A 26170-nucleotide genomic window follows, 5' to 3' on the forward strand; every position below is an offset into this window, starting at 1 on the left:
GATAACGTTGTGGATGAATCGTCCGATGAGACATTCTGTGTCGACTGATGGTTGCCCGCCACGCGGCGGCTGAGCGTAAAGATCAAGATTGTGGGGAACCATGCCAGACGGGGAACAGCCCATCAGCGAAACATGGCGGTCGGTTCTGACCATTCTGGAGTCGGATGACTCCATCACGCCGATGCTGTACGGCTTTCTGAACCTGGTCGAACCCAAGGGCATCGCCGCCGGCACCTTCTACCTCGAGGTGCCCAACGAGTTCACCGCGAGCATGCTCAACCAGCGCATGCGGGTGCCGCTGCTCACCGCGATGGGACAGCTGAGCGAATCCGTCGCCGTCACGACCTTCTATGTGGTGGTCAACCCGGAGCTCGAGCAGGAATCCCTGCGCCCGGTGCAGGAGCCGATCGTGCACCAGCCCGACATCGAAACTCCCGCCACCCCGCAATCGGTCTTCGAGAACACCTCGCCCGAACGGCCCCACGACACCCGGCTGAACTCCAAGTACAGCTTCGACAACTTCGTGATCGGCCAGTCCAACCGGTTCGCACACGCCGCGGCCGTCGCCGTGGCCGAGGCGCCGGCCAAGGCCTACAACCCTCTCTTCATCTACGGTTCCTCCGGACTGGGCAAGACCCACCTCCTGCATGCCATCGGTCACTACGCGATGAGCCTGTATCCCGGAATCCGGGTGCGCTATGTCAGTTCGGAAGAGTTCACCAACGACTTCATCAACTCGATCGCGAACAACCGTGGGTCGGCGTTCCAGAACCGCTACCGCAATATCGACATCCTGATGATCGACGACATCCAGTTCCTGCAGGGCAAGGCGGAAACCCAGGAAGCGTTCTTCCATACCTTCAACACCCTGCACGACCACAACAAGCAGGTCGTGATCACCAGCGACCTGCCGCCCAAGGCCCTGACCGGCTTCGAAGACCGGATGCGCTCCCGCTTCGAGTGGGGCCTGATCACCGATGTGCAGGCCCCCGACCTCGAAACCCGCATCGCCATCCTCCGTAAGAAGGCGCAGAGCGAAAAGCTCCAGGTGCCGCACGACATCCTCGAGTTCATGGCATCGAAGGTGTCCTCCAACATCCGTGAACTCGAGGGCACCCTGATCCGGGTCACGGCGTTCGCGAGCCTGAACCGCACCCCGGTCGACATGAACCTCGTACAGACGGTGCTCAAGGACGTCATCACCCTCGACGAGGACAACGTCATCGCGCCGGTGGACATCATCACCAACACCGCCGACTACTTCAAGCTCACCGTCGACGACCTGTACGGGTCCTCCCGCTCGCAGGCCGTGGCCACCGCGCGCCAGATCGCGATGTACCTGTGCCGGGAGCTCACGAACCTGTCTCTTCCCAAGATCGGTCAGCTGTTCGGCAACCGCGACCACACCACGGTGATGTACGCGAACAAGAAGATCAGCGAACTCATGAAGGAGCGTCGGTCCATCTACAACCAGGTCACCGAGCTCACCAACCGCATCAAGCAGGATCACCGCTACAAGTAAAGAAAAATTTTTTGTGTTTCGTACCTGTGGATAACCCTGTGGAAACTGCCGGGACAACCGGGCACAACCTGTAGAAACGCATCGTCCGCTTGTGAAAACTGTGAATTACAGAAAGTGATTCGTGTCATTCATTGGGCTTAACGCTCACAGGCGCTCCACAAGTTACAAGTTTGTAGTTCCCAGTCGTTCAGCACTATCCACCGAGTTATCCACAGTTTCCACAACGGTTAAGAAGATTAAGGTTTAACTTAATTAGCTCCAGGTCCAACAACCTTTACTCGCCACGGCTCACAAGAAATGGGCCGTCGAGAAACCCGACTAGCATTGAGGCCGTATCCAGGTCTCCATCGACAGGAGTGACTTCGTGAGATTTCAGGCCAACCGGGACGTCTTCAGCGAAGCCGTATCTTTCGCTGTAAAACTCCTTCCCCAGCGCACCACCCTGCCCATCTTGAGCGGTGTGTTGATCGAGGCGACCGAAACCGGCCTGATCCTGTCGTCGTTCGACTATGAGGTCTCGGCCCAGACCGAAATCGCCGCCGATGTCGAAGAGACCGGCCGCGTTCTCGTCTCCGGTCGCCTCCTGGCCGAAATCGCCAGCCGGATGCCCAACGCACCCGTGCGCTTCTCAACCAACGAGTCCCGCATCAGCGTCAGCTGTGGCAGCGCGAACTTCACCCTGCTGTCTATGCCGGTAGAGGAATATCCAAGTATTCCCCAGGTCAGCGCCCAATCCGGGCTCGTACCGGCCGAGGAATTCGCCGCAGCCGTATCCCAGGTGGCCGTCGCCGCCTCACGGGACGACGTGACCCCGGTGATCACCGGCGTACAGCTGCAGATCACCGAGAACAGCATCAGCCTGGTCGCCACCGACCGCTACCGGGTCGCCGTGCGCGAGATCGACTGGGACCCGGGAGCAAACCAGGCCCAGGAACCCATCACCGCGCTGGTGCCCGCCCGCACCCTGCAGGAGGTCGGCAAGACCTTCGGCCACAGCGGGACCATCTCGGTGGCCATCACCAACACCGACGACCGGGAGCTCATCGCTTTCACGGCCGACAAGAAGACCGTCACATCGCTGCTGATCAAGGGCAACTACCCGCCCGTGCGCCGGCTCTTCCCCGACAACGTCGACAACTACGCCGTGATGAACACCGCCGAGCTCATCGAGGCCACCCGCCGGGTGCAGCTGGTGCTCGAACGCGAAGCAGCGCTCCGGTTCAGCTTCACGGCCGACGGGCTCACCCTCGAGGCCATCGGCTCCGAGCAGGCCCAGGCCTCCGAGACCATCGACGCGATCCTCTCCGGCGGCGACACCGTGGTCTCGCTCAAGCCGCAGTTCCTGCTCGACGGTCTGGGCGCCGTGCACTCGGAATTCGTGCGTATCTCGTTCACCAAGACCGAGAACCCCAACAAGCCCGGCCCGGTGCTGATCACCAGCCAGACGTCGCGGGAGCAGGCCGGAGCCGACAGCTACCGGTACTTGCTGCAGCCCAACCTGCTGCTCCGCTGACGAACGCCCCACCCGCACCACAAGAATCACCAGAACCACGAAGGACAGCCATGCACATCGGAATCGTCGGCCTCGGAAAAATGGGCGCGAACATGCGCGACAGGCTTCGCGCGGCGGACCTCACGGTCACCGGGTACGACCGCAACCCGGACGTCTCCGACGTGGCGTCGACGGCCGAGCTGATCGAGGCGCTGCCCACTCCCCGCGTCGTCTGGGTCATGGTTCCGGCCGGCGCCATCACCACCTCCGTGATCGCCGACCTCGCCACCAAACTCTCCCCGGGCGACCTGGTCATCGACGGCGGCAACTCCCGTTTCACCGATGACTTCACCCACGCGGCCCTCCTGGCCGAGCAGGGCGTGCACTACGTCGATGCCGGCGTGTCCGGCGGCGTGTGGGGTCTCCAGAACGGCTTCGGCCTGATGGTCGGCGGCGACGCGGCCGACATCGAGCGGGCCATGCCGGTCTTCGACGCGCTGCGCCCGGCCGGCCCCCGCGAAGAGGGCTTCGTGCACGCCGGCAAGGTCGGCGCGGGCCACTACGCCAAGATGGTGCACAACGGCATCGAATACGCGCTCATGCAGGCCTATGCCGAGGGTTTCGAGCTGCTCGAGAAGCGCGACGACCTGGTGCACGACGTGCCCGGGATCTTCACCGCCTGGCAGCGCGGTACCGTCGTGCGCTCCTGGCTGCTCGAACTGCTGGTGCTCGCGCTCAAGGACGACCCGAAGCTGGCGGACATCGAAGGCTACGTCGAAGACTCCGGCGAAGGCCGCTGGACCATCGAAGAGGCCATCAACAACGCCGTGCCGGTGCCCGCGATCAGCGCGTCGATCTTCGCCCGGTTCACCTCCCGCCAGGAGGATTCACCGGCCATGAAGGCCGTGGCCGCGCTGCGCAACCAGTTCGGTGGCCATGCCATAAAGAAGGCAGACTGATCCGCTGTGCGGGTCACCCACCTCTCCCTGACCGACTTCCGCAATTATGCAGAAGCCGAGGTTCCGTTCCGGGCGGGCGCCAACCTCATCGTGGGGCGCAACGGCCAGGGTAAGACCAACCTCGTCGAAGCCCTCGGCTTCCTCAGCACGCTGAGCTCGCACCGGGTCTCCCAGACCGGAGCCATGGTGCGCTCCGGCCAGGATGCCGCGATCATCCGGGCCCGGCTGGAACACAACGGCCGGGACATCCTCGCCGAGGTGCAGATCAACCGGTCCGGGCTCAACCGGGCGCAGATCAACCGGTCGGTCATCAAGACCCGGGACCTGCCACGGTATTTCTCCAGCGTGCTCTTCGCCCCCGAAGACCTGGCCCTCGTGCGCGGCGATCCGTCCGGTCGCCGCCGGTTCCTCGACCAGCTGCTGGTTCTCCGGAGCCCCCGGATGTCCGGGGTGCTCACCGACTACGACAGGGTGCTCAAGCAGCGCAACACCCTGCTCAAGTCCGCACGGGCCTCCGGATTGAAGACCACCCAGCTGGGCACCCTCGACATCTGGGACGAACGACTCGTAGCCCTCGGGTCCGAGATCATCGACGCGCGCGCCGATCTGGTCGCCGAACTGCTGCCGCCGCTGCACGATGCCTATAAAGCGGTGGCCGGCGCCGACCACGGCCCCACCCTCGTCGCGTCGCTGAGCATCCTCGGCGCCGACGAAGAGTCCGACGAGGCGGCCTCCCCCGCCGCTGCCCAGGCCGGCACCGGGTCGGAGACCGCCGACACCTTCCGCACCGCCCTGGCCGGGCTCCGCCGCAAGGAACTGGACCGCGGGATGACCCTGGCCGGCCCGCACCGGGATGACCTGGTCTTCGAACTCAACGCCCTGCCGGCCAAGGGCTACGCCAGTCACGGCGAATCTTGGTCGTTCGCGCTCGCCCTCAAACTGGCCTCCGCGGAGCTTCTGCGCCGGGAATCTTCCAGCGGCGACCCGGTGCTGATCCTCGACGATGTGTTCGCCGAGCTGGACCAGTCCCGGCGCCGGCGTCTGGCGGAAGCGGTCACCGGGTTCGAGCAGGTGCTGATCACCGCCGCCGTGTACGAGGATGTGCCCGCGGTTCTCGCCGCGCACACCATCCACATCAACGCCGGAGCCGTCGTGGACGGGCCCACCGGACCGGACGGCGCCTCCGATGGCTGAGCAGAGCGAGGCCGCCAAGGTCTATCTGCGGTTCAAGGACGTCTTCGGCGACCCGAATGCCAAACGGATGCGCGCCCGCCGCAAGCCCAGCGCCCAGATCGGGTCGAGTGTTCCGTTCGGCGTCGGACGGGACCCCAAGGGACTGGGCGAGACCATCAACTCCCTCACCGCCCAGCTGGGCTGGAACTCGCCGATGGCCCAGTCCGACCTGCTCGCCTCGTGGATCGAACTGGCCGGTGAGGAGACCGCCAAACACTCCACCCCGGCCGGGATCGACGAGGGCATTCTCACCGTGCATTGTGAGTCCACGGCCTGGGCGACGCAGCTGCGAATGATGCGTGTGGAAATCATGACTCAGATCATGCAGAAGTTCCCTGACGCGGGCATCGCCGCAATTCGTTTTCAAGGGCCCAACGCCCCCTCCTGGAAAAAGGGTCCCAGATCAATCCCAGGGCGGGGTCCACGCGATACCTATGGCTAGGTAGCCAAAACAGGTCAACCATGCGAAATAAACGCGTCAAACGGCCGATTTGGCCTCTGGGGTGCGGGGTGTTTGGTAGGCTGAAGGGTCGCCTGTGCGACGGTCAGGAGCCCAATTTCACATGACAATTGAACCGAAAACCGAGCCGGAGCAGCACGCTTACGGCGCGGAAGACATCCAGGTTCTCGAAGGCCTTGAAGCTGTTCGCAAGCGACCCGGAATGTACATCGGTTCGACCGGTCCACGCGGTCTGCACCACCTGGTCTACGAGATCGTCGACAACTCCGTCGATGAGGCCCTCGCCGGATACTGCGACACCATCGACATCCGCATTCTCGCCGACGGCGCCGTGCGTGTGCAGGACAACGGCCGCGGTATCCCCGTCGACATCCACAAGGCCGAGGGCAAGTCCACGGTCGAGGTCGTCCTCACCGTGCTGCACGCCGGCGGAAAGTTCGGCGGCGGCGGCTACGCGGTCTCCGGTGGTCTCCACGGTGTGGGCAGTTCCGTCGTGAACGCCCTCTCCAGCCGCCTCGAGGTCGAGGTACGCCGGCAGGGCTACGCGTGGCGGCAGAGCTTCCACAACGGTGTGCCCAACGAATCACTGCACCAGGACGAGGTCTCGGACGAGACCGGCACCACGATCACCTTCTGGCCGAGCAGCGAGACGTTCGAGACGATCGAGTTCGACTACGAGACGCTGCGCGCCCGCTTCCAGCAGATGGCGTTCCTTAATAAGGGCCTGCGTCTCACGCTCACCGACGAGCGTCCGGACAGCCGGGACGCCGACGACAAGCCGATCACCAACTCGTTCCTCTACGAGCAGGGCCTGATGGACTACGTGGCCTACCTCAACCGGGCCAAGAAGGCCGAACTGGTCAACGAGGAGATCATCTCGTTCGAGTTCGAGGACACCGAGAAGAAGATCGCCCTCGAGGTGGCCATGCAGTGGACCACCGCGTACACCGAGAGCGTGCACACCTACGCGAACACCATCAACACCCACGAGGGTGGCACCCACGAAGAGGGCTTCCGCGCCGCACTGACCACGCTGGTCAACAAGTACGCACGCGAGAAGGGCATCCTCAAGGAGAAGGACGACAACCTTTCCGGTGACGACGTGCGCGAGGGCCTGACCGCCGTCGTGTCGATCAAGCTCGCTGAGCCGCAGTTCGAGGGTCAGACCAAGACCAAGCTCGGTAACACCGAGGCCAAGGCGTTCGTGCAGCGCGTGGTCGGCGACCAGCTCTCCGACTGGTTCAACCGCAACCCGGTGCAGGCTCGCGAGATCATCCGCAAGTCGCTGCAGGCCGCCACGGCCCGCATGGCCGCCCGCAAGGCGCGGGAAACCGCCCGCCGCAAGGGTCTGCTCGAGGGTGGCGGCATGCCCGGCAAGCTCAAGGACTGCCAGAGCAAGGACCCCGCTGCATCCGAGATCTTCATCGTCGAGGGTGACTCGGCCGGCGGCTCCGCCGTTCAGGGCCGCAACCCCGAGACCCAGGCGATCCTGCCGCTGCGCGGCAAGATCCTCAACGTGGAGAAGGCCCGGCTCGACCGCGCCCTCGCCAACGCCGAGGTGCAGGCCATGATCACCGCGTTCGGCGCGGGCATCGGCGAGGACTTCAACCCGGACAAGGTGCGGTACCACAAGATCGTGCTGATGGCCGATGCCGACGTCGACGGCCAGCACATCACGACCCTGCTGCTCACCCTGCTGTTCCGCTACATGCGCCCGCTGATCGACCTCGGTTACGTGTACCTCGCCCAGCCGCCGCTGTACCGGCTCAAGTGGGCCAACTCGGCCCACGAGTACGTTTACTCCGACGCGGAGCGGGACGCCCTGCTCGCCGACGGCGCCGCCGCCGGCAAGCGGATCCCGAAGGACAACGGCATCCAGCGCTACAAGGGTCTGGGCGAGATGGACTACAAGGAGCTGTGGGAAACCACGATGGCCCCCGAGTCCCGCACCCTGCTCCAGGTGACCCTGGACGACGCGGCAGCCGCCGACGAAATTTTCTCCACCCTGATGGGCGAAGACGTCGAATCCCGACGCAACTTCATCCAGAAGAACGCGAAGGACGTGCGTTTCCTTGACATCTGACGACACCACCGGCGGCCTGCCCGTCGAACCGGGCAACACCGTGGAAGCGGCCGACGCCGCGGCGGCAGCCAAGCACCTCACCCAGCACGGCAAGATCGACCAGGTCGACCTGCAGCTGGAAATGCAGCGCTCCTACCTCGACTACGCGATGAGCGTCATCGTCGGACGCGCGCTGCCGGACGTGCGCGACGGCATGAAGCCCGTGCACCGCCGGGTGATCTACGCCATGTACGACGGCGGCTACCGCCCCGACAAGGCGTTCTCGAAGTGCGCCCGCGTCGTCGGCGACGTGATGGGCCAGTTCCACCCGCACGGTGACTCCTCGATCTACGACGCCCTCGTGCGCCTCGTGCAGCCGTGGAGCCTCCGCTACCCGCTGGCACTCGGTCAGGGCAACTTCGGCTCCCCCGGCAACGACGGTGCCGCCGCCCCGCGATACACCGAAACGAAGATGGCCCCGCTGGCCCTCGAGATGGTGCGCGACATCGACGAGGACACCGTCGACTTCCAGGACAACTACGACGGCCGCACCCTCGAGCCCACCGTGTTGCCCAGCCGCTTCCCGAACCTGCTGGTGAACGGCTCCGTCGGCATCGCGGTCGGTATGGCCACCAACATCCCGCCGCACAACCTGCGCGAGGTGGCCGCCGGCGCCCTCTGGTACCTGGAGAACCCCGACGCCACCCGTGAAGAACTGCTCGAAGCGCTGATCCAGCGCATCAAGGGCCCGGACTTCCCGACGGGTGCGCAGATCCTGGGCATCAAGGGCATCCAGGACGCCTACCGCACCGGGCGCGGCTCGATCACGATGCGCGCCGTGGTGAGCATCGAAGAGCTCCAGGGCCGCACCTGCCTGGTCATCACCGAGCTGCCGTACCAGGTGAACCCCGACAACCTGGCGATCAAGATCGCCGACCTGGTCAAGGACGCCAAGATCACCGGCATCGCCGACATCCGCGACGAGACCAGCGGCCGCACCGGCCAGCGCCTCGTCATCGTGCTCAAGCGCGACGCTGTAGCCAAGGTCGTGCTGAACAACCTCTACAAGCACACCCCCCTGCAGGAGAACTTCGGCGCGAACATGCTCGCGATCGTCGACGGCATCCCGCGCACCCTCGCGCTGGACGGCTTCATCAGCGCGTGGGTCGCCCACCAGATCGACGTCATCGTCCGCCGCACCCAGTTCCGCTTGAACAAGGCCGAGGCGGATGCCCACATCCTGCGCGGCTACCTCAAGGCGCTCGACGCGCTCGACGAGGTCATCGCCCTGATCCGCCGCTCCCCCACCGTGGACGACGCCCGCGAGGGCCTGATGGACCTGCTCACGGTCGACAAGCTCCAGGCCGACGCGATCCTCACCATGCAGCTGCGTCGCCTGGCTGCCCTCGAGCGCCAGAAGATCATCGACCAGGCCGCCGAACTCGAACTGCAGATCGTCGAATTCAAGTCGATCCTGGCCAGCCCCGAGCGCCAGCGCAGCATCGTCAGCGACGAGCTGACCGAGATCACCGCGAAGTTCGGAGACGACCGCCGCACCGAAATCATGTTCGGTTTCGACGGCGACATGTCGGTCGAAGACCTCATCCCCGAAGAGGAGATGGTGGTCACCGTCACCCGCGGCGGCTACATCAAGCGCACCCGCAGCGACAACTACCGCAACCAGCACCGCGGCGGCAAGGGCGTCAAGGGCGCGCAGCTGCGCGCCGACGACGTGGTCGAACACTTCTTCGTCACCACCACCCACCACTGGCTGCTGTTCTTCACGAACACCGGCCGGGTCTACCGGGCGAAGGCGTACGAGGCTGTCGAAGCCGGCCGTGACGCCAAGGGCCAGCACGTCGCGAACCTGCTCGCGCTGCAGCCCGGCGAGGAGATCGCCCAGATCCTGGACATCCGGGACTACGGCGTGGCCCAGTACCTCACCCTGGCCACCCGTGAAGGCCTGATCAAGAAGACCGCGCTCAGCGAGTACGACACCAACCGCACCGGCGGCATCATCGCGATCAAGCTGCGTGAAGGTGACGAACTCGTCTCCGCGCTGCTCGTCGACGAAGACTCCGACCTGCTGCTGGTGTCGAAGAAGGGCATGTCGATCCGGTTCACCGCGTCCGACGAGGCCCTGCGCCCCATGGGCCGCAGCACCTCCGGTGTGATCGGCATGCACTTCCGCGGCCAGGACAGCCTGCTCGACGCCTCCGTGGTCGCCGATGACGGCTTCGTCTTCGTCGTCACCGAGGGTGGTTACGCCAAGCGCACCTCGGCCGATCAGTACCGTCTGCAGAACCGCGGCGGCCTGGGCATCAAGGTCGCCAAACTCAACGACGACCGCGGCGACCTGGTCGGCGCACTCATCGTCGACGAGGAAGACGAGGTGCTCGTGGTCCTTGCCAGCGGCAAGGTGGTACGCTCTGACGTCGCCGAAGTGCCGGCCAAGGGCCGGGACACCATGGGTGTCGTTTTTGCAAAATTCGCGGACGAAGACAGGATCATCGCCATCGCGAAGAACACCGAACGCAATCTGGTCGCCGAAATTGAGGCTGCACCGGAGAGTGAACCGGGGAAAGTAGAATCAGCAGATGAGTAGTGTTGCCGAGAAACTGGCCAAGAAGTCGAGTCGAGGTGCAATGTCGTCCAAGCAGGTACGTCTGAAGCTCGTCTACATCGATTTCTGGTCCAGCGTGAAGCTGTCGTTCCTGATTGCCGTGTGCCTGGCCGTCGTGACCATCGTCGCGACGTTCCTGACCTTCACGGTGCTCAACGGCACGGGTATCTTCACCGAGATCGACGCCCTGTACACGGATATCGCCGGGAGCGCGTCTGAGCTCACGACCATCCTGTCGATCGGCAACGTCATGGGCTTTGCCGTTGTCGTGGCCGTCATCAACACCGTCGTGATCACCGCCCTCGGCGCGATCTTCGCGGTTCTGTACAACTTGAGCGTCAAGGTCACCGGTGGCCTGCTCGTCGGATTCACCAACAACTGACCGTCGGATGCCCGATCGGGGCCGGTAACGGCCTCGATTGGGACTTTTCGCCGGTTTCCGGTAGTCTCAAATCTGCCCAATAGGGGGATATAGCTCAGTTGGTTAGAGCGCTTCGCTGATAACGAAGAGGTCCCAGGTTCAAATCCCGGTATCCCCACGTAGTACTCTCATAGCCTTACATCTCCGCCAGTTCCCTCCTCGTGAGGAACCGGTTCGGGGCCATAGCTCAATTGGTAGAGCGCCTGCTTTGCAAGCAGGAGGTCCGGGGTTCGATTCCCCGTGGCTCCACAGCAGAATCCACCCCCAGCCGCACCGGCCGGGGGTTTTTTGCGCTCTGCCCGGCACATCCGCTTGATTAATACAGCCAACGCTGTATTAATGAAGGTGTGCCCACGACCCGCAGCAATGCCGCCACCCGCCTCGAGGTCATGAACCGGCTCGGCCGGGCGATGGCGGATCCCACCCGGTCCAGGATCCTGATGACCCTGCTCGACGGCCCGGCGTATCCCGCCGGCCTGGCCGAGGACCTCACCCTGACGCGTCAGAACGTCTCCAACCACCTCGGCTGCCTTCGAGACTGCGGGATCGTCGTGGTGGAGCCCCAGGGCCGCCAGATGAGGTACCGCATCTCCGACGCTCACCTCACCCGCGCTCTCGGCGACCTCGTGGCGGTGGTTCTCGCCGTCGACGAGTCGGCGCCGTGCCTGACCGTGGACTGCCCGGTTCCCGGCTGCTGCGAGACCGCACCTTGAGCCTGGCCACGCCGGCACCGGCCCGCCGGGCCGTGCTGCAGCGCCGCATCCGCTGGATCGTGGCGGGAACCATCGGCTACAACGTGGTCGAGGCGATCATCGCGATCGCCGCCGGCTCCGTGGCCTCGTCCACGGCACTGATCGCGTTCGGGCTCGACTCCGTCGTAGAGGTGCTCTCGGCGGCTGCCGTGGCCTGGCAGTTCACCCGCACGGACCCTCAGCGCTACGAGGCGCCGACCCTGCGGGTGATCGCGATCGCGTTCTTCGCCCTTGCCGGGTACGTCACGGTGTCGTCGGTGCTCTCCCTCACCGGCGCGGTGACGCCCGAACACTCCGGCCTCGGAATCGCGCTGGCGGCCGTGAGCCTCGCGGTCATGCCGGCCCTGTCCTGGCTCGAGCGGCGCACCGGGATCGAGCTGGGCTCTGCCAGCGCCGTGGCGGACTCCAAGCAGACCCTGATCTGCAGCTACCTCTCCGGCGCCGTCCTCCTCGGCCTGCTGTTCAACAGCACGCTGGGCTGGAGCTGGGCGGACGCCGTGGCCGGGCTGGTCATCGCCGGGTTCGCCGTGCGAGAGGGCCTCGAGGCTTGGAATGGTGACACCTGCGCCACCCCGGTCGGGATGCTCCTGGACGCCGACGTGGATGTAGACGCTGACGCCGCACCAGGCGCCCGGGACTCCCGGGAGCGCTGACACGCCCTCAGCGGCGCTCTGTCCCCGCATGACGCGGTGAACGACCCCACGCATCCGGTCGCCACACCGGGCCGCCACAGCGGCACCCAGTGCCTCGTGCGCCCCACACGCAACAAGGCCCCCGTCTCAGACGAGGGCCTTGTGGCAAAACGTACGAACTAGACGTCCGTGGACTTCTCAATCGGCGAGTCCAGGAGCGACTCGTCTTCGGAGACCCACAGCTCGTCGTCGGCACGGAACGTCTGCCAGATGGCGTACGCGACACCGGCTGCGGCAGCGATGCCCACGCCGATGGCGATGTACGTTCCGGCGCCCGGGCCCTGCTTCTGAACGACGACCGGCTTCTGGAAACGAATCCGGTCCAGCGTGGCGGCGCGCGCCTCCTTGGCGATGTCACCGACCGACATGACGGTGCCCAAGGCCGTGCCGATGCCCGGCAGAACCTTGTCAACGACCTGGTGGCGTACGCCACCGGCCAAATCCTGGGTGGCGTGCACGCCGGGGAGCAGATAGTGCTCATATCCCTGGCGAACGCGCGGGACTACTTCTTCACGAGTGAGCACACCAGCCTGGCGGCCGGCTTCGCGTGCAATCTCGTTTGCGCGGTCGAGAACTTCCTGCTGGTGACTCCACAGTTCGTCCGCGCTCTTGCGCAGACGCGTGAGTTCCTTTCGGCGCTTGCGTGACAGGCTCATCTGGACCCTCCATCGATTCTTGTGGTGATTAGTGACCATCTTGCCACTGAATAGCCTGTGAGCGCTCTGGGTGCCTAGCACGGAGTCGGATTCGCTCAATGCTGCTGTGCAAGAATTATGCCTATGTCTAAGCACACTGCCGTCGCAACGCTCAATACAACCCTCGGACCGATCAAGGTCAACCTCTTCGGTAACCACGCCCCGAAGACCGTCAAGAACTTCGTCGGTCTCGCAACCGGCGAAATCGAGTGGAAGCACCCGGCCACGGGCAAGACCTCCAACGACCCGCTGTACAACGGCACCGTCTTCCACCGCATCATCAAGGACTTCATGATCCAGGCCGGCGACCCGCTGGGCCAGGGCACCGGCGGACCGGGCTTCCAGTTCGACGATGAGATCAGCCCCGAGCTGGACTTCACCCAGCCGTACGTCCTCGCCATGGCGAACGCCGGCATCCAGGGCGGCCGCGGCACCAATGGCTCGCAGTTCTTCATCACTGTCGTGCCGACCACCTGGCTGCAGGGCAAGCACAGCATCTTCGGCGCCGTCGAGGACGAGGCGTCCCGTGCGATCGTCGACCAGCTCGCCGTGGTGCCCACCGACGGTCGCGACCGTCCGCTCACCGATGTCGTCATCGAGAGCATCACCGTCGAGCAGGTCTAGGACCTCCAGCTATGACCAGCCTGCCCGGAACCGCCGCCAACTTCTGTTACCGGCATCCGGGCAGGCAGAGTTTTATCCTCTGCCAGCGGTGCGGGCGCACGATCTGTCCCGAATGCCAGACCCAGGCCGCGGTCGGCGTCATCTGCCCCGAGTGCATGCGCGAGCAGCGCCAGAGCGCGCCGCGCACCAAGTCCGCCGCCCGCACCCGGCTGGGCCGTATGACCGCCCCCGGCGAACCTGTGGTCACCTACTCCATCATCGCGCTGACCCTGGTGATCTTCGTGCTGCAGCTCATCCCCGGACTGGGTGTGACCGACCGGCTGCTGTACGCCGGCGTGTACTCCTACCCCGGTGCCTTCGAACCATGGCGCATGCTGACCAGCGTGTTCGTGCACTCCACCGGGTTCATCTTCCACGTGCTGCTCAACATGTACACCCTGTGGATCTTCGGCCAAATCCTCGAGCGGATGCTCGGACGCGGCCGGTTCCTCACCCTCTACCTGATGAGCGGGCTCGCCGGGTCTCTCGGCGTGCTGTTCCTGGCTGACCCGCGGGTCGCCGTCGTCGGCGCATCCGGAGCCATCTTCGGCCTCATGGGCGCGTTCCTGGTCATCCAGCGGAAGCTCGGCGGCAACGCCACCCAACTTCTCGTCCTGGTGGGCATCAACCTGGTGATCGGGTTCCTGCCCGGACTCAACGTGGCCTGGCAGGCCCACGTGGGCGGCCTCATCGGCGGCGCCGTCATCGGTCTGATCTTCGTACAGACCCGCCAGCGCAGCAAGCGCACGCTGCAGTTCGTGCTGCTCGGTGCCTTCGGCTTCCTGCTCGTGGCGCTGAGCCTCAGCAAGTTCTTCGTCTGAGCCCTGCCACGCCCGGCACGGCCGGCCGCGGCGGGCCATGACCGGCTGACTCCGGGTGTCTGTGCGCGTTTGGCGACTTTCCACAGGACTTATCCACACCTGGTGGGAAAGTTATCCACAGGAGTTTCCACACTGGGGATAATTACACGGCTGTAATTGACTACCCGAACGGGTGGTTAGCGCAGGCGGAACAGTCCGTGAATTATGGGTGCGTCAGCGCCAGCGGGTGGTCATCAGGAAGCCGATGAAGGCGATCCCGAATCCGACCAGGATGTTCCACGAGCCCAGCGAGGCGACCGGGAATGCGCCCTGGCTGACGTAGAAGACGATGATCCAGGCAAGCCCGATCAGCATGAAGCCGAACATCACCGGCTTGAACCAGACGGCGTTGGGGGCGTCCTCGCCCGAGCGGGCCTCGGGGCGGGCGGGCTTGGTGCGGGGATTTGTGCGTGCCATGCCTGAGATTCTAGCGTCCCCGCCTGCGCGGGCCTGCCGGAGTACGGCAGATGCGCATTCAGGGCCGATTAGAATCGACTGCATGACCGAGCCGGCCCCGTCCGCAGTACCGGCCCAGCGCGGGCGGCGAGCCCAGCGCGCCGCATCCAAGCCGACCCGCCGACGCGTGAGCGTGATCGGTGTGCTCGGCGAATTGCTCATCACCGGCGGGGTGCTCGTGCTGCTCTTCCTCGCCTGGCAGCTCTGGTGGAACGACGCCGTCATGGCGGCGTCCCAGTCCCGCGCCGCTGAGTCGATCAGCAAGGGCTGGATCGAGAACGCTGGACCGGACCCGAAGCCGGCGCCCGTGACCGAGGAGGGCTACGGCGACCCTGTGGTGGCCGCCGCCCCCGACAACGCCACCGCGTTCGCGGTGCTCTATGTGCCGCGCTTCGGCGCGACCTACCAGCGCACCATCGCGCAGGGCACCGGAACGGATGTGCTCAACAGCCCGGACCTGGGCATCGGGCACTACCCGGGCACCCAGATGCCCGGCGAGGTGGGCAACTTCGCCATCGCGTCGCACCGCAGCGCCAACGGCGGCGGGATGCACGTCATCAACGAGCTGCAGCTGAACGACGCGATCTACGTGCAGACCGCCGACGGTTACTACACCTACCGGTTCCGCGACTTCGAGTACGTGCCGCCGAGCGCGATCGAGGCCATCGCTCCGGTGCCGCACGACCCCTCGGCCACCGCGGTCGACCGGCTGATCACCCTCACCACGTGCAACCCGCTCTTCTCGACAGCCGAGCGGATCATCGCCTACGGTGTATTCGAATCCTGGCAACCGATCTCGGCCGGCCCGCCCGCCGAGCTGGCGGCCATGATCCCCGCGGCCTGACCTGCCGGCCGCCCCCACCCATCCAGCGACACGAAGATCGAGGACCAACCCATGTACGCAGCCTTCTGGCGGATCCTGCCCGGACCGGTGTGGGTGCGCATCCTGCTCGTGCTGGTGCTCGTGGGTGCCGTGCTCTACAGTCTCGCCACCTGGGTATATCCCTGGGTGAACACGTTCGTTGACAACCAGGAAGTGACGGTGGGCGCCCCATGACCCGCATTCTCGTGATCGACAACTACGACAGCTTCGTCTACACGCTCAACGGATACCTGCGCGAGCTCGGCGCCGAGACCGAGGTGGTGCGGAACGACGCATTCGCCGCCACCGAGGTCGCAGAGCGCATCGCGGAGTTCGACGGGGTGCTCGTCTCGCCCGGACCGGGCAAGCCCGCCGACGCCGGCATCTCGATCGCCGCCGTGGAGGCCGCTGTGGCCACCAACCTGCCGCTGTTCGGGGTCTGCCTGGGACACCAGGCCATCGCCGAGGCGTTCGGCGCCACGGTGACCAATGCCGAGGAACTCATGCACGGCAAGACCTCGCAGATCAGCCACGACGGCAGCGAGCTCTACGACGGGGTGCCGCAGCCGTTCACGGCTACCCGGTACCACTCGTTGGCCGTCGTCAACGGCACGGTGCCCAGCGACCTCGTGGTGACCTCCCGCACCCAGGGCGGCGTCATCATGGGCCTGCGGCACGTCTCGGCGCCGATCCTCGGGGTGCAGTTCCACCCGGAGTCGGTGCTGACCGAGGGCGGCTACCTGATGGTGGGCAACTGGCTGGCCCTGGCCGGGCTGCCGGAGGCGCGCGAGACCGCCAAGCACCTCACGCCCATGCTCAAGCTCGGCTGAAGCCGGTAGTCCCGGCGTTGTGGCGCCGCGTCGCCCCCACCCGCTGGGCGAGCCTGTCGAGACCCGGAGGCACGGGTCACGAGGTCTCGACAAGCTCGACCGACGACGCGGGCTGGACCGGAGGCGCGGCACCACCCGGTGGTCGAGCCTGTCGAGACCCCGAGGCACAGGTCACGAGGTCTCGACAAGCTCGACCGACGACGCGGCCGACCGACGGCGCGGTCTCAGCCGGCGCAGTAGGTGAGCGTGATCTCGGACTTCTGGGGCGCGTCGCCCGGCGGCAGTGACTGCTTGGTGATCGGCGACCCGGCGACGCTGTCGCAGGCGTAGTCGGGCTTCAGCTTGGGCACCAGCTGCAGGTCTGAGGCCTGCAGCAGGGAGTTCGCGGCGGTGAGCGCCTGCCCGAGCACGTCGGGCACGGTGACCTGTCCGGTGGAGACCGTGAAGTCCACGGTGGTTCCCACCGGGGTCATCTCGCGCGGATCCGGGCTGGTGGCGATGACCACGCCCTCCGGCACATCCGCGGAGTTCTCCGTGGTCACCGAACCGGAAACGAAGCCACGGTCGACCAGGAACGGTTCGGCAGCCGAGAAGGGCTGTTTGGTGGTGTCCGGCATCTCGACGAGTTCCTTGCCGGTGGAAACGTACACCTTGATCACCGTGGCCGGCTGGGCGATGGTGCCCGACGGCGGATCGGTGCGGATGACCTCATCCTTGGCGACGGTGTCGCTGCTCTCCTCCGCCATGGTCGCGGCGAGGTCCAGCTCGAGCAACGCATCCTGGGCGTCGGTGTAGCTGAAGCCCACCAGGACCGGAACGCGGCGGGAGGAGTCGGGCAGTTCGTTGTTGGGCGTCAGGCTCAGGGCCCAGAACATCACCGCAATCACAATGACGACGACGCTGACGATGCCGGCCCAGATCCAGATCACCGGTGGGCGTCGCTGGGTGCGGGCCATGGTCTGGTCTTCAGCGAGCTGCTTGAGGGCGAGCTCGGAGGTGGATTCCACCTCGGGCGGCGCACCGAACAGTCCGGCCGCGACATCGTCGACCGGGCGGTGCACCGGGATGTGCCCGGCGCCGGCGGTCTCGACGTCGTTGCGGAACTCGACGGCGCTCTGGTACCTGTCGAACCGGTCCTTCGCCAGGGCGTGCAGCACGACGATGTCCAGGGCCGGGGAGACCTTGGGGTTGACCGAGCTGGGCTTCACCGGGGCTTCGCTGACGTGCTGGTAGGCCACGGCCACCGGGGTGTCGCCCCGGAATGGCGGGCGGCCGGTGAGCATTTCGAAGAGCACGACGCCGCTGGAGTACAGGTCGGTGCGGGCATCCACCGATTCGCCCTTGGCCTGCTCGGGCGAGAAGTAGGAGGCCGTGCCGAGGATCGCGGTGGTCTGCGCGACCGTGGTGGCGGAGTCGGAGATGGCCCGCGCGATGCCGAAGTCCATGACCTTGACCTGGCCGGCCTTGGTGATCATGATGTTGCCCGGCTTGATGTCGCGGTGCACGACGCCGGCGCGGTGCGAGTACTCGAGGGCGGTCAGCACCCCGTCGATGATGCGGACGGCCTCGACCGAGTCGATCGGGCCTTCCTTGATGATGTCCTTGAGCAGGCGCCCGTCGACGAACTCCATGATGATGAAGGGGATCTGGGCTTCGGTGCCGTCGTCTTCGGTGATGGTCTCTTCACCGGCGTCGAACACCCGCACGATCGTGGGGTGCGCCATGCGGGCGGCGGCCTGGGCTTCCTGCCGGAACCGGGTGCGGAATGCCGGGTCGACGGCGAGCGAGGACTTGAGCAGCTTGATGGCCACGGTGCGGCCCAGCCTGGAGTCGGTGCCGATGTGGACATCGGACATGCCGCCTCGGCCGATCGACGCGCCGACGCGGTAGCGACCTGCTAGCAGACGGCCCTCATCAGTCAATGCAAAACTCCCTGCTCGCGACACTGTTGGTCATTTTAGTCAAGATCCGTCGCGCGGCCCCCCGGGACGCGCGACGGTGACACCCTTAGCCGACAGGCGTGGTGGGTGGCGTGGTCGGTGGCGTGGTGGCGGGTGCGGTCACGGTGACGGAGGTCGCCGCGGAGTAGTCGGACTCGACCTGGCCGCAGAAATACCGGAACTTGACCGTGAAGTTGCTCGTGCCGGCCGTGACCGTCGCGGTGGTGGTGTCCGCGCCGGTCGGGCTCGGTGACGTCGCACCCTCGGCGAGCAGCTCATAGCCGGACAGCTCCTGGCCCGTGGGGCAGGACTGCGCGGGCCAGCTGACCGTCACGGTGCCACCTGGGGCCACCGTGGAGGGGGTGGCGGTCGGCGTGCCGGACGGAGCCGATGGGGTGGCCACATCGCCGTACACACTCACCGTGATGGTGGTGCCGAGTGTGACCTTGCCGGTGGGGTTGATGCCGTAGACGGTGTCGACCTGCTCCGCTGTGGTGGCGGCCTTGTCGGGCACCACGTTGGCGCTGAGGCCCATCTCGCTGAGCATGTCCCGGGCCTCGGAGCTGGTCTTGCCCAGGAAGTCCGCCTGGGTGACCTGCACCGTGGTGGCGGACGGGGTGGGCGTCGCCGTGGGCGTCGGCTTGGGAGCCGCCGGGGCGCTCGACGACACGGTGGGAGCCGGGGCCGGCGTTTCGGCGGCGGTGGTGTTGAACAGGGTCACCAGGGTGCCGATGAGGACGAGGCCCAGGATGGAGATGAGCGCGACGAGCGGCCAGGTCCAGGGGCTGCGCTTCTTCTTCTTTTTCTGGGGATCGTTGGCCGCCGCGGCCGCAGCCGCTTCGGCGCGCGTGCCGGGTTGCACAGGTCCGCCGGAGGCCGGCATCAGCTGCGTGGTCTGGTCGTTGCCGGCACCGGGCATGAGCATGGTGGCGGCGGTGGGCGTGATGCCCGACATGACGGCGGGCACGGATGCTGCCGCGGCCGCGACATCGCCGCGGCGCAGCGCGATCGCGGCACGCGCGAGGTGCGCAGCGGAGGCGGGGCGGTCGGCCGGGTTCTTGGCCAGGCAGGAGATCACCAGGTTGCGGACCGGCTCCGAGATGGTGTCGGGGAGGTCCGGCGGCTGCTCGTTGATCTGCGCCATGGCGATGGCCACCTGCGACTCGCCCGTGAACGGACGACGTCCGGCGAGGCTCTCGTAGGCGACGATGCCCAGGGAGTAGATGTCGGTGGTCGGCGAGGCGGAGCGTCCGCTGGCCTGTTCGGGCGAGAGGTACTGCACCGTGCCCATCACCTGGCCGGTTGCGGTGAGCGGAACCTGGTCGGCGATGCGGGCGATACCGAAGTCGGTGATCTTGACGCGGCCTTCGGGCGTGATCAGCAGGTTGCCCGGCTTGATGTCCCGGTGCACGAGACCTGCGGCGTGCGCGGCGTGCAGCGCGGCGGCGGTCTGGGCCACGATGTCGAGAACCTTGTCGGCGGGCAGGGTGTGCTCGCGTTCGAGGATGGTGGAGAGCGCCTCTCCGGGCACCAGCTCCATGACGAGGAAGGCGCTGCCGTCTTCTTCGCCGTAGTCGAACACGTTGGCGATGCCTTCGTGGTTGACGAGCGCGGCGTGCCGGGCCTCAGCGCGGAAGCGCTCGAGGAAACCGGGGTCGCCGAGGTATTCGTCCTTGAGGATCTTGATCGCGACGGTGCGCCCGATCACCAGGTCGACGGACTGCCAAACCTCGCCCATACCGCCGATGGCGATGCGCGACTGCAGTTCGTATCGTCCCCCGAAGGTGAGCCCTGCTGTGGGTCTCATTTATTCAGCACCGCCTCTAGTACCTGTTTCGCTATCGGTGCGGCAAGCAAGTTACCGTACCCCGTCTGACCGAGTCCCCCGCCATCTTCGATGAGAACGGTGATCGCGTATTGCGGGTCTGCCGCGGGGGCGAATCCGGTGAACCACAGGGTGTATGGATCATCAGCGCCGTTCTCCGCAGTCCCCGTTTTTCCCGCCACGTCGACTCCGTCTATTCTTGCATTGCTCGCGGCCCCGTCCTGGACCCCGTTGACCATCATCTGGGTCATCGTGGCCGCGGTGGCGGCGCTGATCACACGGTCGGCCGCGACGGGTTGGAACGTCTGCAGCGGGCTGAGGTCTGGCGCCAGAATCTGGTCGACGAGATTGGGTTTCATTTCGATCCCTCCGTTGGCGATGGTGGCCGAGACCAGGGCCATCTGCAGCGGGGTCGCCCGCACGCTGGTCTGGCCGAATGCCGACAGGGCGGTCTGCGCGTCGTCGGGATCTGCGGGGTACGTGCTGGCGGTGACGGACAGCGGGATGGTGAATTCTGAGTTGAACCCGAACTTCTCGGCCATCGCACGGATGGCGTCGTCGCCCAGCTGCAGGCCCAGCTCAGCCATCGGGATGTTGCAGGAGAGCCGCAGCGCGGTGGCGATCGTGACCGTGTCGCCGGAGCCGCACGTGCCGCCGCCGGAGTTGATGACCACCGAGCTCGAGCTCGGCAGGGTGAACGTGGCCGGGTTGGGGAAGGTGCTGTCGGGGGTGTACTGGCCCGATTCGAGCGCGGCGGCCACCACGACGAGCTTGAAGACCGACCCGGGCGGGTTGAGCGAGTTGATGGCTCGGTTGATCAGCGGGTCGCCGGGGGCGTTGACCAGGGCGTCGTAGGTGTCGTTCACCGCTGCGCTGTCGTGCACGGCGAGGGTGTTCGGGTCGTAGCTGGGCTTGGAGACCATGGCCAGCACCCGGCCGGTCTTGGGCTCGGTGACGACCACGGACCCCTGGAGGTCTCCGAGCGCATCCCAGGCGGCCTGCTGCGCGACCGGGTCGACGGTGGTCTCCACGGCGGCGCCCTTGGGGTCCTGACCGGTGACGAGGCTGGAGATCTGGTCGAAGAACTGCGAGTTGGAGGTGCCGCTGAGTTCGCCGTTGAGCGCCTGCTCGAGCCCGGTGGGGGCGCCGTTGACCGGGATGAAGCCGGTGATCGGTGCGTAGAGCAGACCGTTGCTGTAGGTGCGCTGGAACTTGTAGTTGTCGTCGACCGGCAGTGACTGGGCGATGGGCTCGCCGCCGGCGAGGATGGCGCCGCGCTCGACCGAGTAGCTGTCCAGCAGGGTGCGGGTGTTGCGGTCGTCGGCCGAGAGGTTGTCGGACTGGAAGACCTGCACGATGGACGTGGAGGTGAGCAGGGCGGCGAACATGAGCATCACGACGATGCTCACGCGCTTGAGTTCACGATTCACTTAGACCACCAGCCGAGGTTGGTTGCGCACTGTGTCACTCAGTCGCAGTAGGAGGGCGACGATGATCCAGTTGGCGACGAGGGAGGAGCCACCGGCGGCCAGGAAGGGGGTGGTGAGGCCGGTGAGCGGGATGACGCGGGTGACACCGCCGATGACGATGAAACACTGCAGCGCGATGACGAAGGACAGACCGACGCCGAGGAGCTTGCCGAAGTCGTCCTGACCGGCGAATCCGATGCGGAAGCCGCGGGCGACCAGGAGCAGGTAGAGGGCCAGGATGGCGAAGATGCCGGCCAGGCCGAGCTCCTCGCCGAGGCTGGCGATGATGTAGTCGCTCTGCGGGACCGGGGTCAGTTCGGGGCGCCCCTGGCCGAGGCCCGTGCCGATCAACCCGCCCTTGGCGAGACCGAACAGGCCCTGCACCAGCTGGTAGCTGCCGCCGTCGGCGTCGTAGACGGCCGGGTTGAGCGCATCCAGCCAGTTGGTGAACCGGCCGTTGACGTAGTCGAGGGTCTGGCTGGCGATGACGGCGCCGCCGAGGAACAGCGACATGCCCAGCAGCACCCAGCTGAGCCGCCCGGTGGCGAGGTAGAGCATCACCAGGAACAGGCCGAAGTAGAGCAGTGCGGTGCCCAGGTCGCGCTGGAAGATGATGACCGACATCGACAGGGCCCAGACCACGAGGATCGGGCCGAGGTCGCGCAGACGCGGGAACCGAAGGCCGAGGAACTTCTTGCCCACCATGGACAGGCTGTCGCGGTTGCGCACGAGGTAACCCGCGAAGAACACGGCCAGGGCGATCTTCGCGATCTCACCGGGCTGGAAGGTGGCGAAGGAGCCGAAACCGATCCACACCCGGGCGCCGCTGACCTCGCGGCCGAGTCCGGGCACGAGCGGCAGAAGCAGCAGGGCCACACCGACGAAACCCGCCACATAGGTGTACCGGAACAGCACCCGGTGGTTGCGGATCACCAGGATCACGGTGATCGCGCAGGCGATGGCCAGGCCGCTCCACACGGTCTGCCGTACCGCTGCGCTCTCCCAGCCGGCCTCGTTGTTGGCGATGTCGATGCGGTAGATCATGGCGATGCCGATGCCGTTGAGCAGGGTGGCGATCGGCAGGATGAACGGGTCGGCCTCGCGGGCCACGAAGCGCAGCATGATGTGCAGTGCGAAGACCAGGCCGGACAGGCTCGCGCCGAGCAGAACCAGGGTGGTGTCGATCTGGCCGAGCGCGCCCAGCTGCACGAGCACCACGGCGCCGAGGTTGATGCCGCACGCGATGATCAGCAGGAACAGTTCGAGGTTGCGCAGCTTCTGCGGCAGGTGCAGGCGCCGGATCTTGCCGGTCTGCGGTGCCGCCTCGCGGGCATCCGTGGTCGGATTACTCTGCCGGGGCATTGCTCAACCGTTCCACGATGAGTTTGGCGTCCTCGAGGGACGACGCGCTGATGGTGCGCTCCACCTGCTGGCGGTCGTACACGCGCAGCTGGTTGAGTTCCAGGTCGGTGTCTTCGTAGACGCTGGAGAGTTTGAGGGGGCCCAGATCCTGCTGGATGCCCTGGTAGATGGCGACCGTGCTGCCCTCGACGCCCACGTAGTAGCGGCTCTGCGTCCACTGATAGCCGAGCAGGGCGGCGCCGGCGATGGCCACGATGAGCAGCACAATGCCGGCCAGCCAGGTGATCTTCCGGCGCAGCGCCCGGCGGGCGTCCTCCTCGATGAGCTCGGAGAGGTAGTCCTGCGAGTCGGGTTCGAAGTGGGTTTCACGCACCGGGTGCAGCCGCAGCGACGGGATGCGCGGGGCGCGCGTGCGCACCGGCTCCTCACCGAACGCGAGCGGGGCGGAGGCGGAGCCGACCACGACGGGGTCGCCCTGGCGTTCGCCGCCGTTGCCGATGTCGACGACCACGATCGTGACGTTGTCGGGGGCGCCGCCGTCGAGGCTCTCCTTGACCAGGCGGTCGGCGACGGCCTGGGCATCCAGTGAGCTCTTGAGGGCGTTGGAGATGCCGGTGTTGGACACCACCCCGCTCAACCCGTCGGAGCAGATCAGCCAGCGGTCGCCAGCGCGGGTGGCCAGGATCGACGTGTCGATCTCCGGGGAGGACTCGACGTCGCCGAGCACCCGCATCAGCACCGAGCGGCGCGGGTGCACCATGGCCTCGGCCTCGGTGATGCGGCCGCTGTCGACCAGGCGCTGCACGAAGGTGTGGTCGGTGGTGATCTGGGACAGTTCGCCGTCACGGAAGAGGTAGATGCGGGAGTCGCCGATGTGCGCAATCGCGACCTGGTCGTCGATCACCACGAGGGCGCTCACGGTGGTGCCCATGCCGGTGAGTTCGGCGTGCTCGAAGACGGTTTCGGCCAACTGGGAGTTCGCCGCGATGAGCGCGGCCTGCAGCGCGAACTCGGCGTCCTGCGCCGAGTGGTAGGCCGTGTCGGCCTCCATGATGCGCTTGGTGGCGATGGCGGAGGCCACGTCGCCGCCCGCGTGTCCGCCCATGCCGTCGGCGACGACGAACAGGGTGTGCCCGGCGTAGCCGGAGTCCTGGTTGTTGGCCCGAATCTTGCCAACGTTGGACACGGCGGCGCTGTGACTAACCGATGCCATGCACTACCGCCGGAGCTCGAAGCTGGTCGCGCCGATCTTGACGGTGGTGTTCAGCGGCACCGACGTGGGCACCGCCACGCGTTTTCCGTCGAGGAAGGTGCCGTTGGTGGAGTCGAGGTCCTGCACCATCCAGTCGTCGTGCCAGAGCATCAGGCGCGCGTGGTGGGTGGAGGTGTAGTCGTCACGGATGACGAGACTCGAGTCGCTGGACCGGCCGATGGTGATGGGCTCGGAGCCGAGCGGGAACTCCGTGCCGGCCTTGGGCCCTGAGGTGATCACCAGGCGGGTCGCGGTCTGGGTGGTCGCCTTGTCCGGCCCGGCGGCGGGCTGGGCCAGTTTGGGCCGGGAGAGCTGCTCGGTGGGGGCCGACGCGGAAGCGGCGGGCGCCTGCGCGAACGCTCCGGCGGGAACTGGGGCGGGCGGCGGGGTGGCGAAGGGCACCGCGGCCGCGGGCGGCGTGTCGGTGGAGAGCTTGCGCACCCGTTGGCCGAACAGGTCGCTGCGCAGCGCATAGACGATGCCGAAGATGAACAGCCAGAGCACGAGCAGGAACGCCAGGCGCAGGACAAGCAGGGTCAGTTCACTGGGATTCATGTGTTCGGCCCCCAGAATCCGCCCATGTCGTGGCGCTGGGTGGCATCGTCGGTGCGGCGGGGCGCCGGATCGGAGCCGGCCTGGGCGACGACCCGGAAGACGATGCGGGTGCGGCCGATGGTGATCACCGAGTCCGGTTCGAGGATGGCCTGCGTGACGGGGGCGCCGTTCAGCTGCGAACCGTTGGTGGAGCCGAGGTCGCGCACCTGGGCGCGGGCGCCGTCCCAGATGATCTCGACGTGCCGGCGGGAGGTGCCGGTGTCGTCGATGGTGATGTCGGCATCCGACCCGCGGCCGATCACGGTGCGGGACTTGACCAGGGCGTGCCGGTGGCCGTTGATGTCGAGCACCGGGGTCCAGGCGACGGTGCCCTTGACGCTGGTGGAATCCACCTGCACCATGCCCTCGCTCAGGCCCGGGTCGTTTTCGAAGTCGATCGTGACGGCGCCGGTGAACTGGTAACCCTGCGAGGCGGCGTGCTGCTGCACCAACTGGATGAGTTCGTCGACCAGAGCCGGACCCAGATCGGTGATGCGGCGGAAGTCGGCCTGGGCCAGCCGCACGGTGAAGCGGTTGGGCGCCAGGATGCGATCGCGGGCCACGACGGCGGCTTTGGTGTCGAGCTCACGACGCAGCGCTGAGGTGATCTCCACCGGCTGCACGCCCGACTTGAAGGTCTTGGCGAAGGCGCCGTTTACGGCGCGCTCAAGACCTTTCTCAAAGCTATCCAGTATGCCCACAGGTCTCCCGATCCGGTCCGTTTGGCTATCAGCATGTTACTTGCCTCACGTGTTAACTCGCCCAACGGGCGGGTCAGGGCACGGGAAGTCATCCTACGGGGGTAGACGGGCTGAACCACTAATAGGGGGTATTGCGACACCAGATTGCGTGCTGCGCGCGGGCCTGCGGGCGCACAAATGTGTCGAATGGCGTTTGAGCCCCCGGGAATGCTAGGATTTCCAAGTTCGCGCGAGTGGCGGAATTGGCAGACGCGCTGGCTTCAGGTGCCAGTATTCGAAAGGATGTGGGGGTTCAAGTCCCCCCTCGCGCACACTCGTAAGAAGTGCACGAAGGATGAAAATCCGCGCGAACGGAAAGGCCCCCGGGAAACCGGGGGCCTTTCCTCATCTCCGGCGATGAGAACCCGCCGATCGACCGGGCCAGCCATTCAGCGCTCACGGCTCT

The 26170-nt window shown here is 66.3% G+C and carries 24 protein-coding genes and 3 tRNA genes; 18 read left to right on the top strand and 9 right to left on the bottom strand.

Features of this window, described 5'->3' with window-relative positions:
- Positions 1–100: 100 nt before the first annotated feature.
- From dnaA to PA27867_RS00060, 12 genes are all read left to right on the top strand, one after another.
- Positions 101–1522: a chromosomal replication initiator protein DnaA gene (dnaA, locus tag PA27867_RS00005; RefSeq protein ID WP_066591434.1), complete on the top strand. Its 1422-nt coding sequence runs from the start codon at positions 101–103 to the stop codon at positions 1520–1522.
- A gap of 364 nt (positions 1523–1886) precedes the next feature.
- Positions 1887–3035 (top strand): DNA polymerase III subunit beta, encoded by a 1149-nt coding sequence (gene dnaN / locus PA27867_RS00010; RefSeq protein WP_066591438.1) that lies wholly within the window; start codon positions 1887–1889, stop codon positions 3033–3035.
- Between the two features lie 50 nt (positions 3036–3085).
- Positions 3086–3973 carry a phosphogluconate dehydrogenase (NAD(+)-dependent, decarboxylating) gene (gene gnd, locus PA27867_RS00015; protein WP_066591440.1) on the top strand — a complete coding sequence of 296 codons (888 nt, stop codon included), beginning with the start codon at positions 3086–3088 and terminating at the stop codon, positions 3971–3973.
- 6 nt (positions 3974–3979) lie between these two features.
- Positions 3980–5167, top strand: a complete 1188-nt coding sequence (gene recF, locus PA27867_RS00020) for a DNA replication/repair protein RecF (RefSeq protein ID WP_066591445.1) — start codon at positions 3980–3982, stop codon at positions 5165–5167.
- Positions 5160–5648: a DUF721 domain-containing protein gene (locus PA27867_RS00025; protein ID WP_066591447.1), complete on the top strand. Its 489-nt coding sequence runs from the start codon at positions 5160–5162 to the stop codon at positions 5646–5648. The genes recF and PA27867_RS00025 overlap by 8 nt, the downstream gene beginning before the upstream one ends.
- 121 nt (positions 5649–5769) lie before the next feature.
- Positions 5770–7749 (top strand): DNA topoisomerase (ATP-hydrolyzing) subunit B, encoded by a 1980-nt coding sequence (gene gyrB, locus PA27867_RS00030; protein WP_066591450.1) that lies wholly within the window; start codon positions 5770–5772, stop codon positions 7747–7749.
- Between the two features lie 40 nt (positions 7750–7789).
- Positions 7790–10333, top strand: a complete 2544-nt coding sequence (gene gyrA / locus PA27867_RS00035) for a DNA gyrase subunit A (RefSeq protein ID WP_066598688.1) — start codon at positions 7790–7792, stop codon at positions 10331–10333.
- Positions 10326–10733, top strand: a complete 408-nt coding sequence (locus PA27867_RS00040) for a DUF3566 domain-containing protein (protein WP_066591452.1) — start codon at positions 10326–10328, stop codon at positions 10731–10733. The genes gyrA and PA27867_RS00040 overlap by 8 nt, the downstream gene beginning before the upstream one ends.
- An 83-nt stretch (positions 10734–10816) precedes the next feature.
- Positions 10817–10890: transfer RNA gene (locus PA27867_RS00045), tRNA-Ile, on the top strand.
- Between the two features lie 58 nt (positions 10891–10948).
- A tRNA-Ala gene (locus PA27867_RS00050) sits at positions 10949–11021 on the top strand.
- A 140-nt stretch (positions 11022–11161) separates the two neighbouring features.
- Positions 11162–11485: a Cd(II)/Pb(II)-sensing metalloregulatory transcriptional regulator CmtR gene (cmtR, locus tag PA27867_RS00055; protein ID WP_066598689.1), complete on the top strand. Its 324-nt coding sequence runs from the start codon at positions 11162–11164 to the stop codon at positions 11483–11485.
- Positions 11482–12177, top strand: coding sequence for a cation diffusion facilitator family transporter (locus PA27867_RS00060; protein ID WP_167550872.1), 696 nt, complete (start codon positions 11482–11484; stop codon positions 12175–12177). The genes cmtR and PA27867_RS00060 overlap by 4 nt, the downstream gene beginning before the upstream one ends.
- Positions 12178–12335: 158 nt before the next feature.
- Here PA27867_RS00060 and PA27867_RS00065 read toward each other — a convergent pair whose 3' ends face one another.
- On the bottom strand, positions 12336–12872 hold the full coding sequence (locus PA27867_RS00065; protein WP_066591455.1) for a hypothetical protein: 537 nt from the start codon (positions 12870–12872) through the stop codon (positions 12336–12338).
- 123 nt (positions 12873–12995) lie between these two features.
- Here PA27867_RS00065 and PA27867_RS00070 point away from each other — a divergent pair, with 123 nt between their 5' ends.
- Positions 12996–13535 (top strand): peptidylprolyl isomerase, encoded by a 540-nt coding sequence (locus tag PA27867_RS00070; protein WP_066591458.1) that lies wholly within the window; start codon positions 12996–12998, stop codon positions 13533–13535.
- 11 nt (positions 13536–13546) lie between these two features.
- Complete coding sequence (locus tag PA27867_RS00075; protein ID WP_066591461.1) at positions 13547–14395, top strand: rhomboid family intramembrane serine protease; 849 nt, start codon at positions 13547–13549, stop codon at positions 14393–14395.
- 213 nt (positions 14396–14608) lie between these two features.
- Here the strand turns inward: PA27867_RS00075 and PA27867_RS00080 are convergent, their stop codons facing one another.
- The gene (locus PA27867_RS00080; protein WP_066591464.1) at positions 14609–14851 is read right to left on the bottom strand and encodes a cell division protein CrgA; all 243 of its coding nucleotides are present in this window, start codon (positions 14849–14851) and stop codon (positions 14609–14611) included.
- Between the two features lie 82 nt (positions 14852–14933).
- Here PA27867_RS00080 and PA27867_RS00085 point away from each other — a divergent pair, with 82 nt between their 5' ends.
- From PA27867_RS00085 to PA27867_RS00090, 3 genes are read left to right on the top strand one after another with little or no spacing between them, the layout of a single operon-like run.
- Positions 14934–15734: a class E sortase gene (locus PA27867_RS00085; protein WP_236900771.1), complete on the top strand. Its 801-nt coding sequence runs from the start codon at positions 14934–14936 to the stop codon at positions 15732–15734.
- A gap of 51 nt (positions 15735–15785) precedes the next feature.
- Positions 15786–15947 (top strand): hypothetical protein, encoded by a 162-nt coding sequence (locus tag PA27867_RS20890; RefSeq protein WP_167550805.1) that lies wholly within the window; start codon positions 15786–15788, stop codon positions 15945–15947.
- Positions 15944–16582, top strand: coding sequence for an anthranilate synthase component II (locus tag PA27867_RS00090; RefSeq protein WP_066591484.1), 639 nt, complete (start codon positions 15944–15946; stop codon positions 16580–16582). The genes PA27867_RS20890 and PA27867_RS00090 overlap by 4 nt, the downstream gene beginning before the upstream one ends.
- Before the next feature lie 224 nt (positions 16583–16806).
- On the opposite strand, the gene pknB is transcribed toward PA27867_RS00090, so the two are convergent.
- The 7 genes from pknB to PA27867_RS00125 all read right to left on the bottom strand — a co-directional run bounded on the left by pknB (position 16807) and on the right by PA27867_RS00125 (position 25725).
- Positions 16807–18528 (bottom strand): Stk1 family PASTA domain-containing Ser/Thr kinase, encoded by a 1722-nt coding sequence (gene pknB, locus PA27867_RS00095; RefSeq protein WP_420480680.1) that lies wholly within the window; start codon positions 18526–18528, stop codon positions 16807–16809.
- A gap of 61 nt (positions 18529–18589) precedes the next feature.
- Positions 18590–20329 carry a protein kinase domain-containing protein gene (locus PA27867_RS00100; protein ID WP_066591493.1) on the bottom strand — a complete coding sequence of 580 codons (1740 nt, stop codon included), beginning with the start codon at positions 20327–20329 and terminating at the stop codon, positions 18590–18592.
- Complete coding sequence (locus tag PA27867_RS00105) at positions 20326–21777, bottom strand: peptidoglycan D,D-transpeptidase FtsI family protein (RefSeq protein WP_066591495.1); 1452 nt, start codon at positions 21775–21777, stop codon at positions 20326–20328. Before PA27867_RS00105 ends, PA27867_RS00100 begins: the two co-directional genes overlap by 4 nt.
- Positions 21778–23178, bottom strand: a complete 1401-nt coding sequence (locus PA27867_RS00110) for an FtsW/RodA/SpoVE family cell cycle protein (protein WP_066591498.1) — start codon at positions 23176–23178, stop codon at positions 21778–21780.
- The gene (locus PA27867_RS00115) at positions 23162–24391 is read right to left on the bottom strand and encodes a PP2C family protein-serine/threonine phosphatase (protein ID WP_066591502.1); all 1230 of its coding nucleotides are present in this window, start codon (positions 24389–24391) and stop codon (positions 23162–23164) included. Before PA27867_RS00115 ends, PA27867_RS00110 begins: the two co-directional genes overlap by 17 nt.
- A gap of 3 nt (positions 24392–24394) precedes the next feature.
- On the bottom strand, positions 24395–24985 hold the full coding sequence (locus PA27867_RS00120) for an FHA domain-containing protein FhaB/FipA (RefSeq protein WP_066591505.1): 591 nt from the start codon (positions 24983–24985) through the stop codon (positions 24395–24397).
- Entirely contained in the window at positions 24982–25725 is a 744-nt protein-coding gene (locus PA27867_RS00125; protein ID WP_066591511.1) for an FhaA domain-containing protein, read from the bottom strand. The genes PA27867_RS00120 and PA27867_RS00125 overlap by 4 nt, the downstream gene beginning before the upstream one ends.
- 227 nt (positions 25726–25952) lie before the next feature.
- Between PA27867_RS00125 and PA27867_RS00130 the strand changes: the two genes are divergently transcribed.
- Positions 25953–26036 (top strand) — tRNA-Leu (locus PA27867_RS00130).
- The last annotated feature ends 134 nt before the right edge of the window (positions 26037–26170 follow it).

Source organism: Cryobacterium arcticum (assembly GCF_001679725.1).
Lineage (GTDB): Bacteria > Actinomycetota > Actinomycetes > Actinomycetales > Microbacteriaceae > Cryobacterium > Cryobacterium arcticum_A.

Coding starts and splice junctions, on each gene's coding strand:
- dnaA (WP_066591434.1), top strand. CDS start 101: ATGCCAGACGGGGAACAGCCCATCAGCGAAACATGGCGGTCGGTTCTG.
- gnd (WP_066591440.1), top strand. CDS start 3,086: ATGCACATCGGAATCGTCGGCCTCGGAAAAATGGGCGCGAACATGCGC.
- PA27867_RS00025 (WP_066591447.1), top strand. CDS start 5,160: ATGGCTGAGCAGAGCGAGGCCGCCAAGGTCTATCTGCGGTTCAAGGAC.
- gyrB (WP_066591450.1), top strand. CDS start 5,770: ATGACAATTGAACCGAAAACCGAGCCGGAGCAGCACGCTTACGGCGCG.
- PA27867_RS00040 (WP_066591452.1), top strand. CDS start 10,326: ATGAGTAGTGTTGCCGAGAAACTGGCCAAGAAGTCGAGTCGAGGTGCA.
- cmtR (WP_066598689.1), top strand. CDS start 11,162: ATGAACCGGCTCGGCCGGGCGATGGCGGATCCCACCCGGTCCAGGATC.
- PA27867_RS00065 (WP_066591455.1), bottom strand. CDS start 12,872: ATGAGCCTGTCACGCAAGCGCCGAAAGGAACTCACGCGTCTGCGCAAG.
- PA27867_RS00070 (WP_066591458.1), top strand. CDS start 12,996: ATGTCTAAGCACACTGCCGTCGCAACGCTCAATACAACCCTCGGACCG.
- PA27867_RS00075 (WP_066591461.1), top strand. CDS start 13,547: ATGACCAGCCTGCCCGGAACCGCCGCCAACTTCTGTTACCGGCATCCG.
- PA27867_RS00080 (WP_066591464.1), bottom strand. CDS start 14,851: ATGGCACGCACAAATCCCCGCACCAAGCCCGCCCGCCCCGAGGCCCGC.
- PA27867_RS00085 (WP_236900771.1), top strand. CDS start 14,934: ATGACCGAGCCGGCCCCGTCCGCAGTACCGGCCCAGCGCGGGCGGCGA.
- PA27867_RS20890 (WP_167550805.1), top strand. CDS start 15,786: ATGTACGCAGCCTTCTGGCGGATCCTGCCCGGACCGGTGTGGGTGCGC.
- PA27867_RS00090 (WP_066591484.1), top strand. CDS start 15,944: ATGACCCGCATTCTCGTGATCGACAACTACGACAGCTTCGTCTACACG.
- PA27867_RS00100 (WP_066591493.1), bottom strand. CDS start 20,329: ATGAGACCCACAGCAGGGCTCACCTTCGGGGGACGATACGAACTGCAG.
- PA27867_RS00110 (WP_066591498.1), bottom strand. CDS start 23,178: ATGCCCCGGCAGAGTAATCCGACCACGGATGCCCGCGAGGCGGCACCG.
- PA27867_RS00115 (WP_066591502.1), bottom strand. CDS start 24,391: ATGGCATCGGTTAGTCACAGCGCCGCCGTGTCCAACGTTGGCAAGATT.
- PA27867_RS00120 (WP_066591505.1), bottom strand. CDS start 24,985: ATGAATCCCAGTGAACTGACCCTGCTTGTCCTGCGCCTGGCGTTCCTG.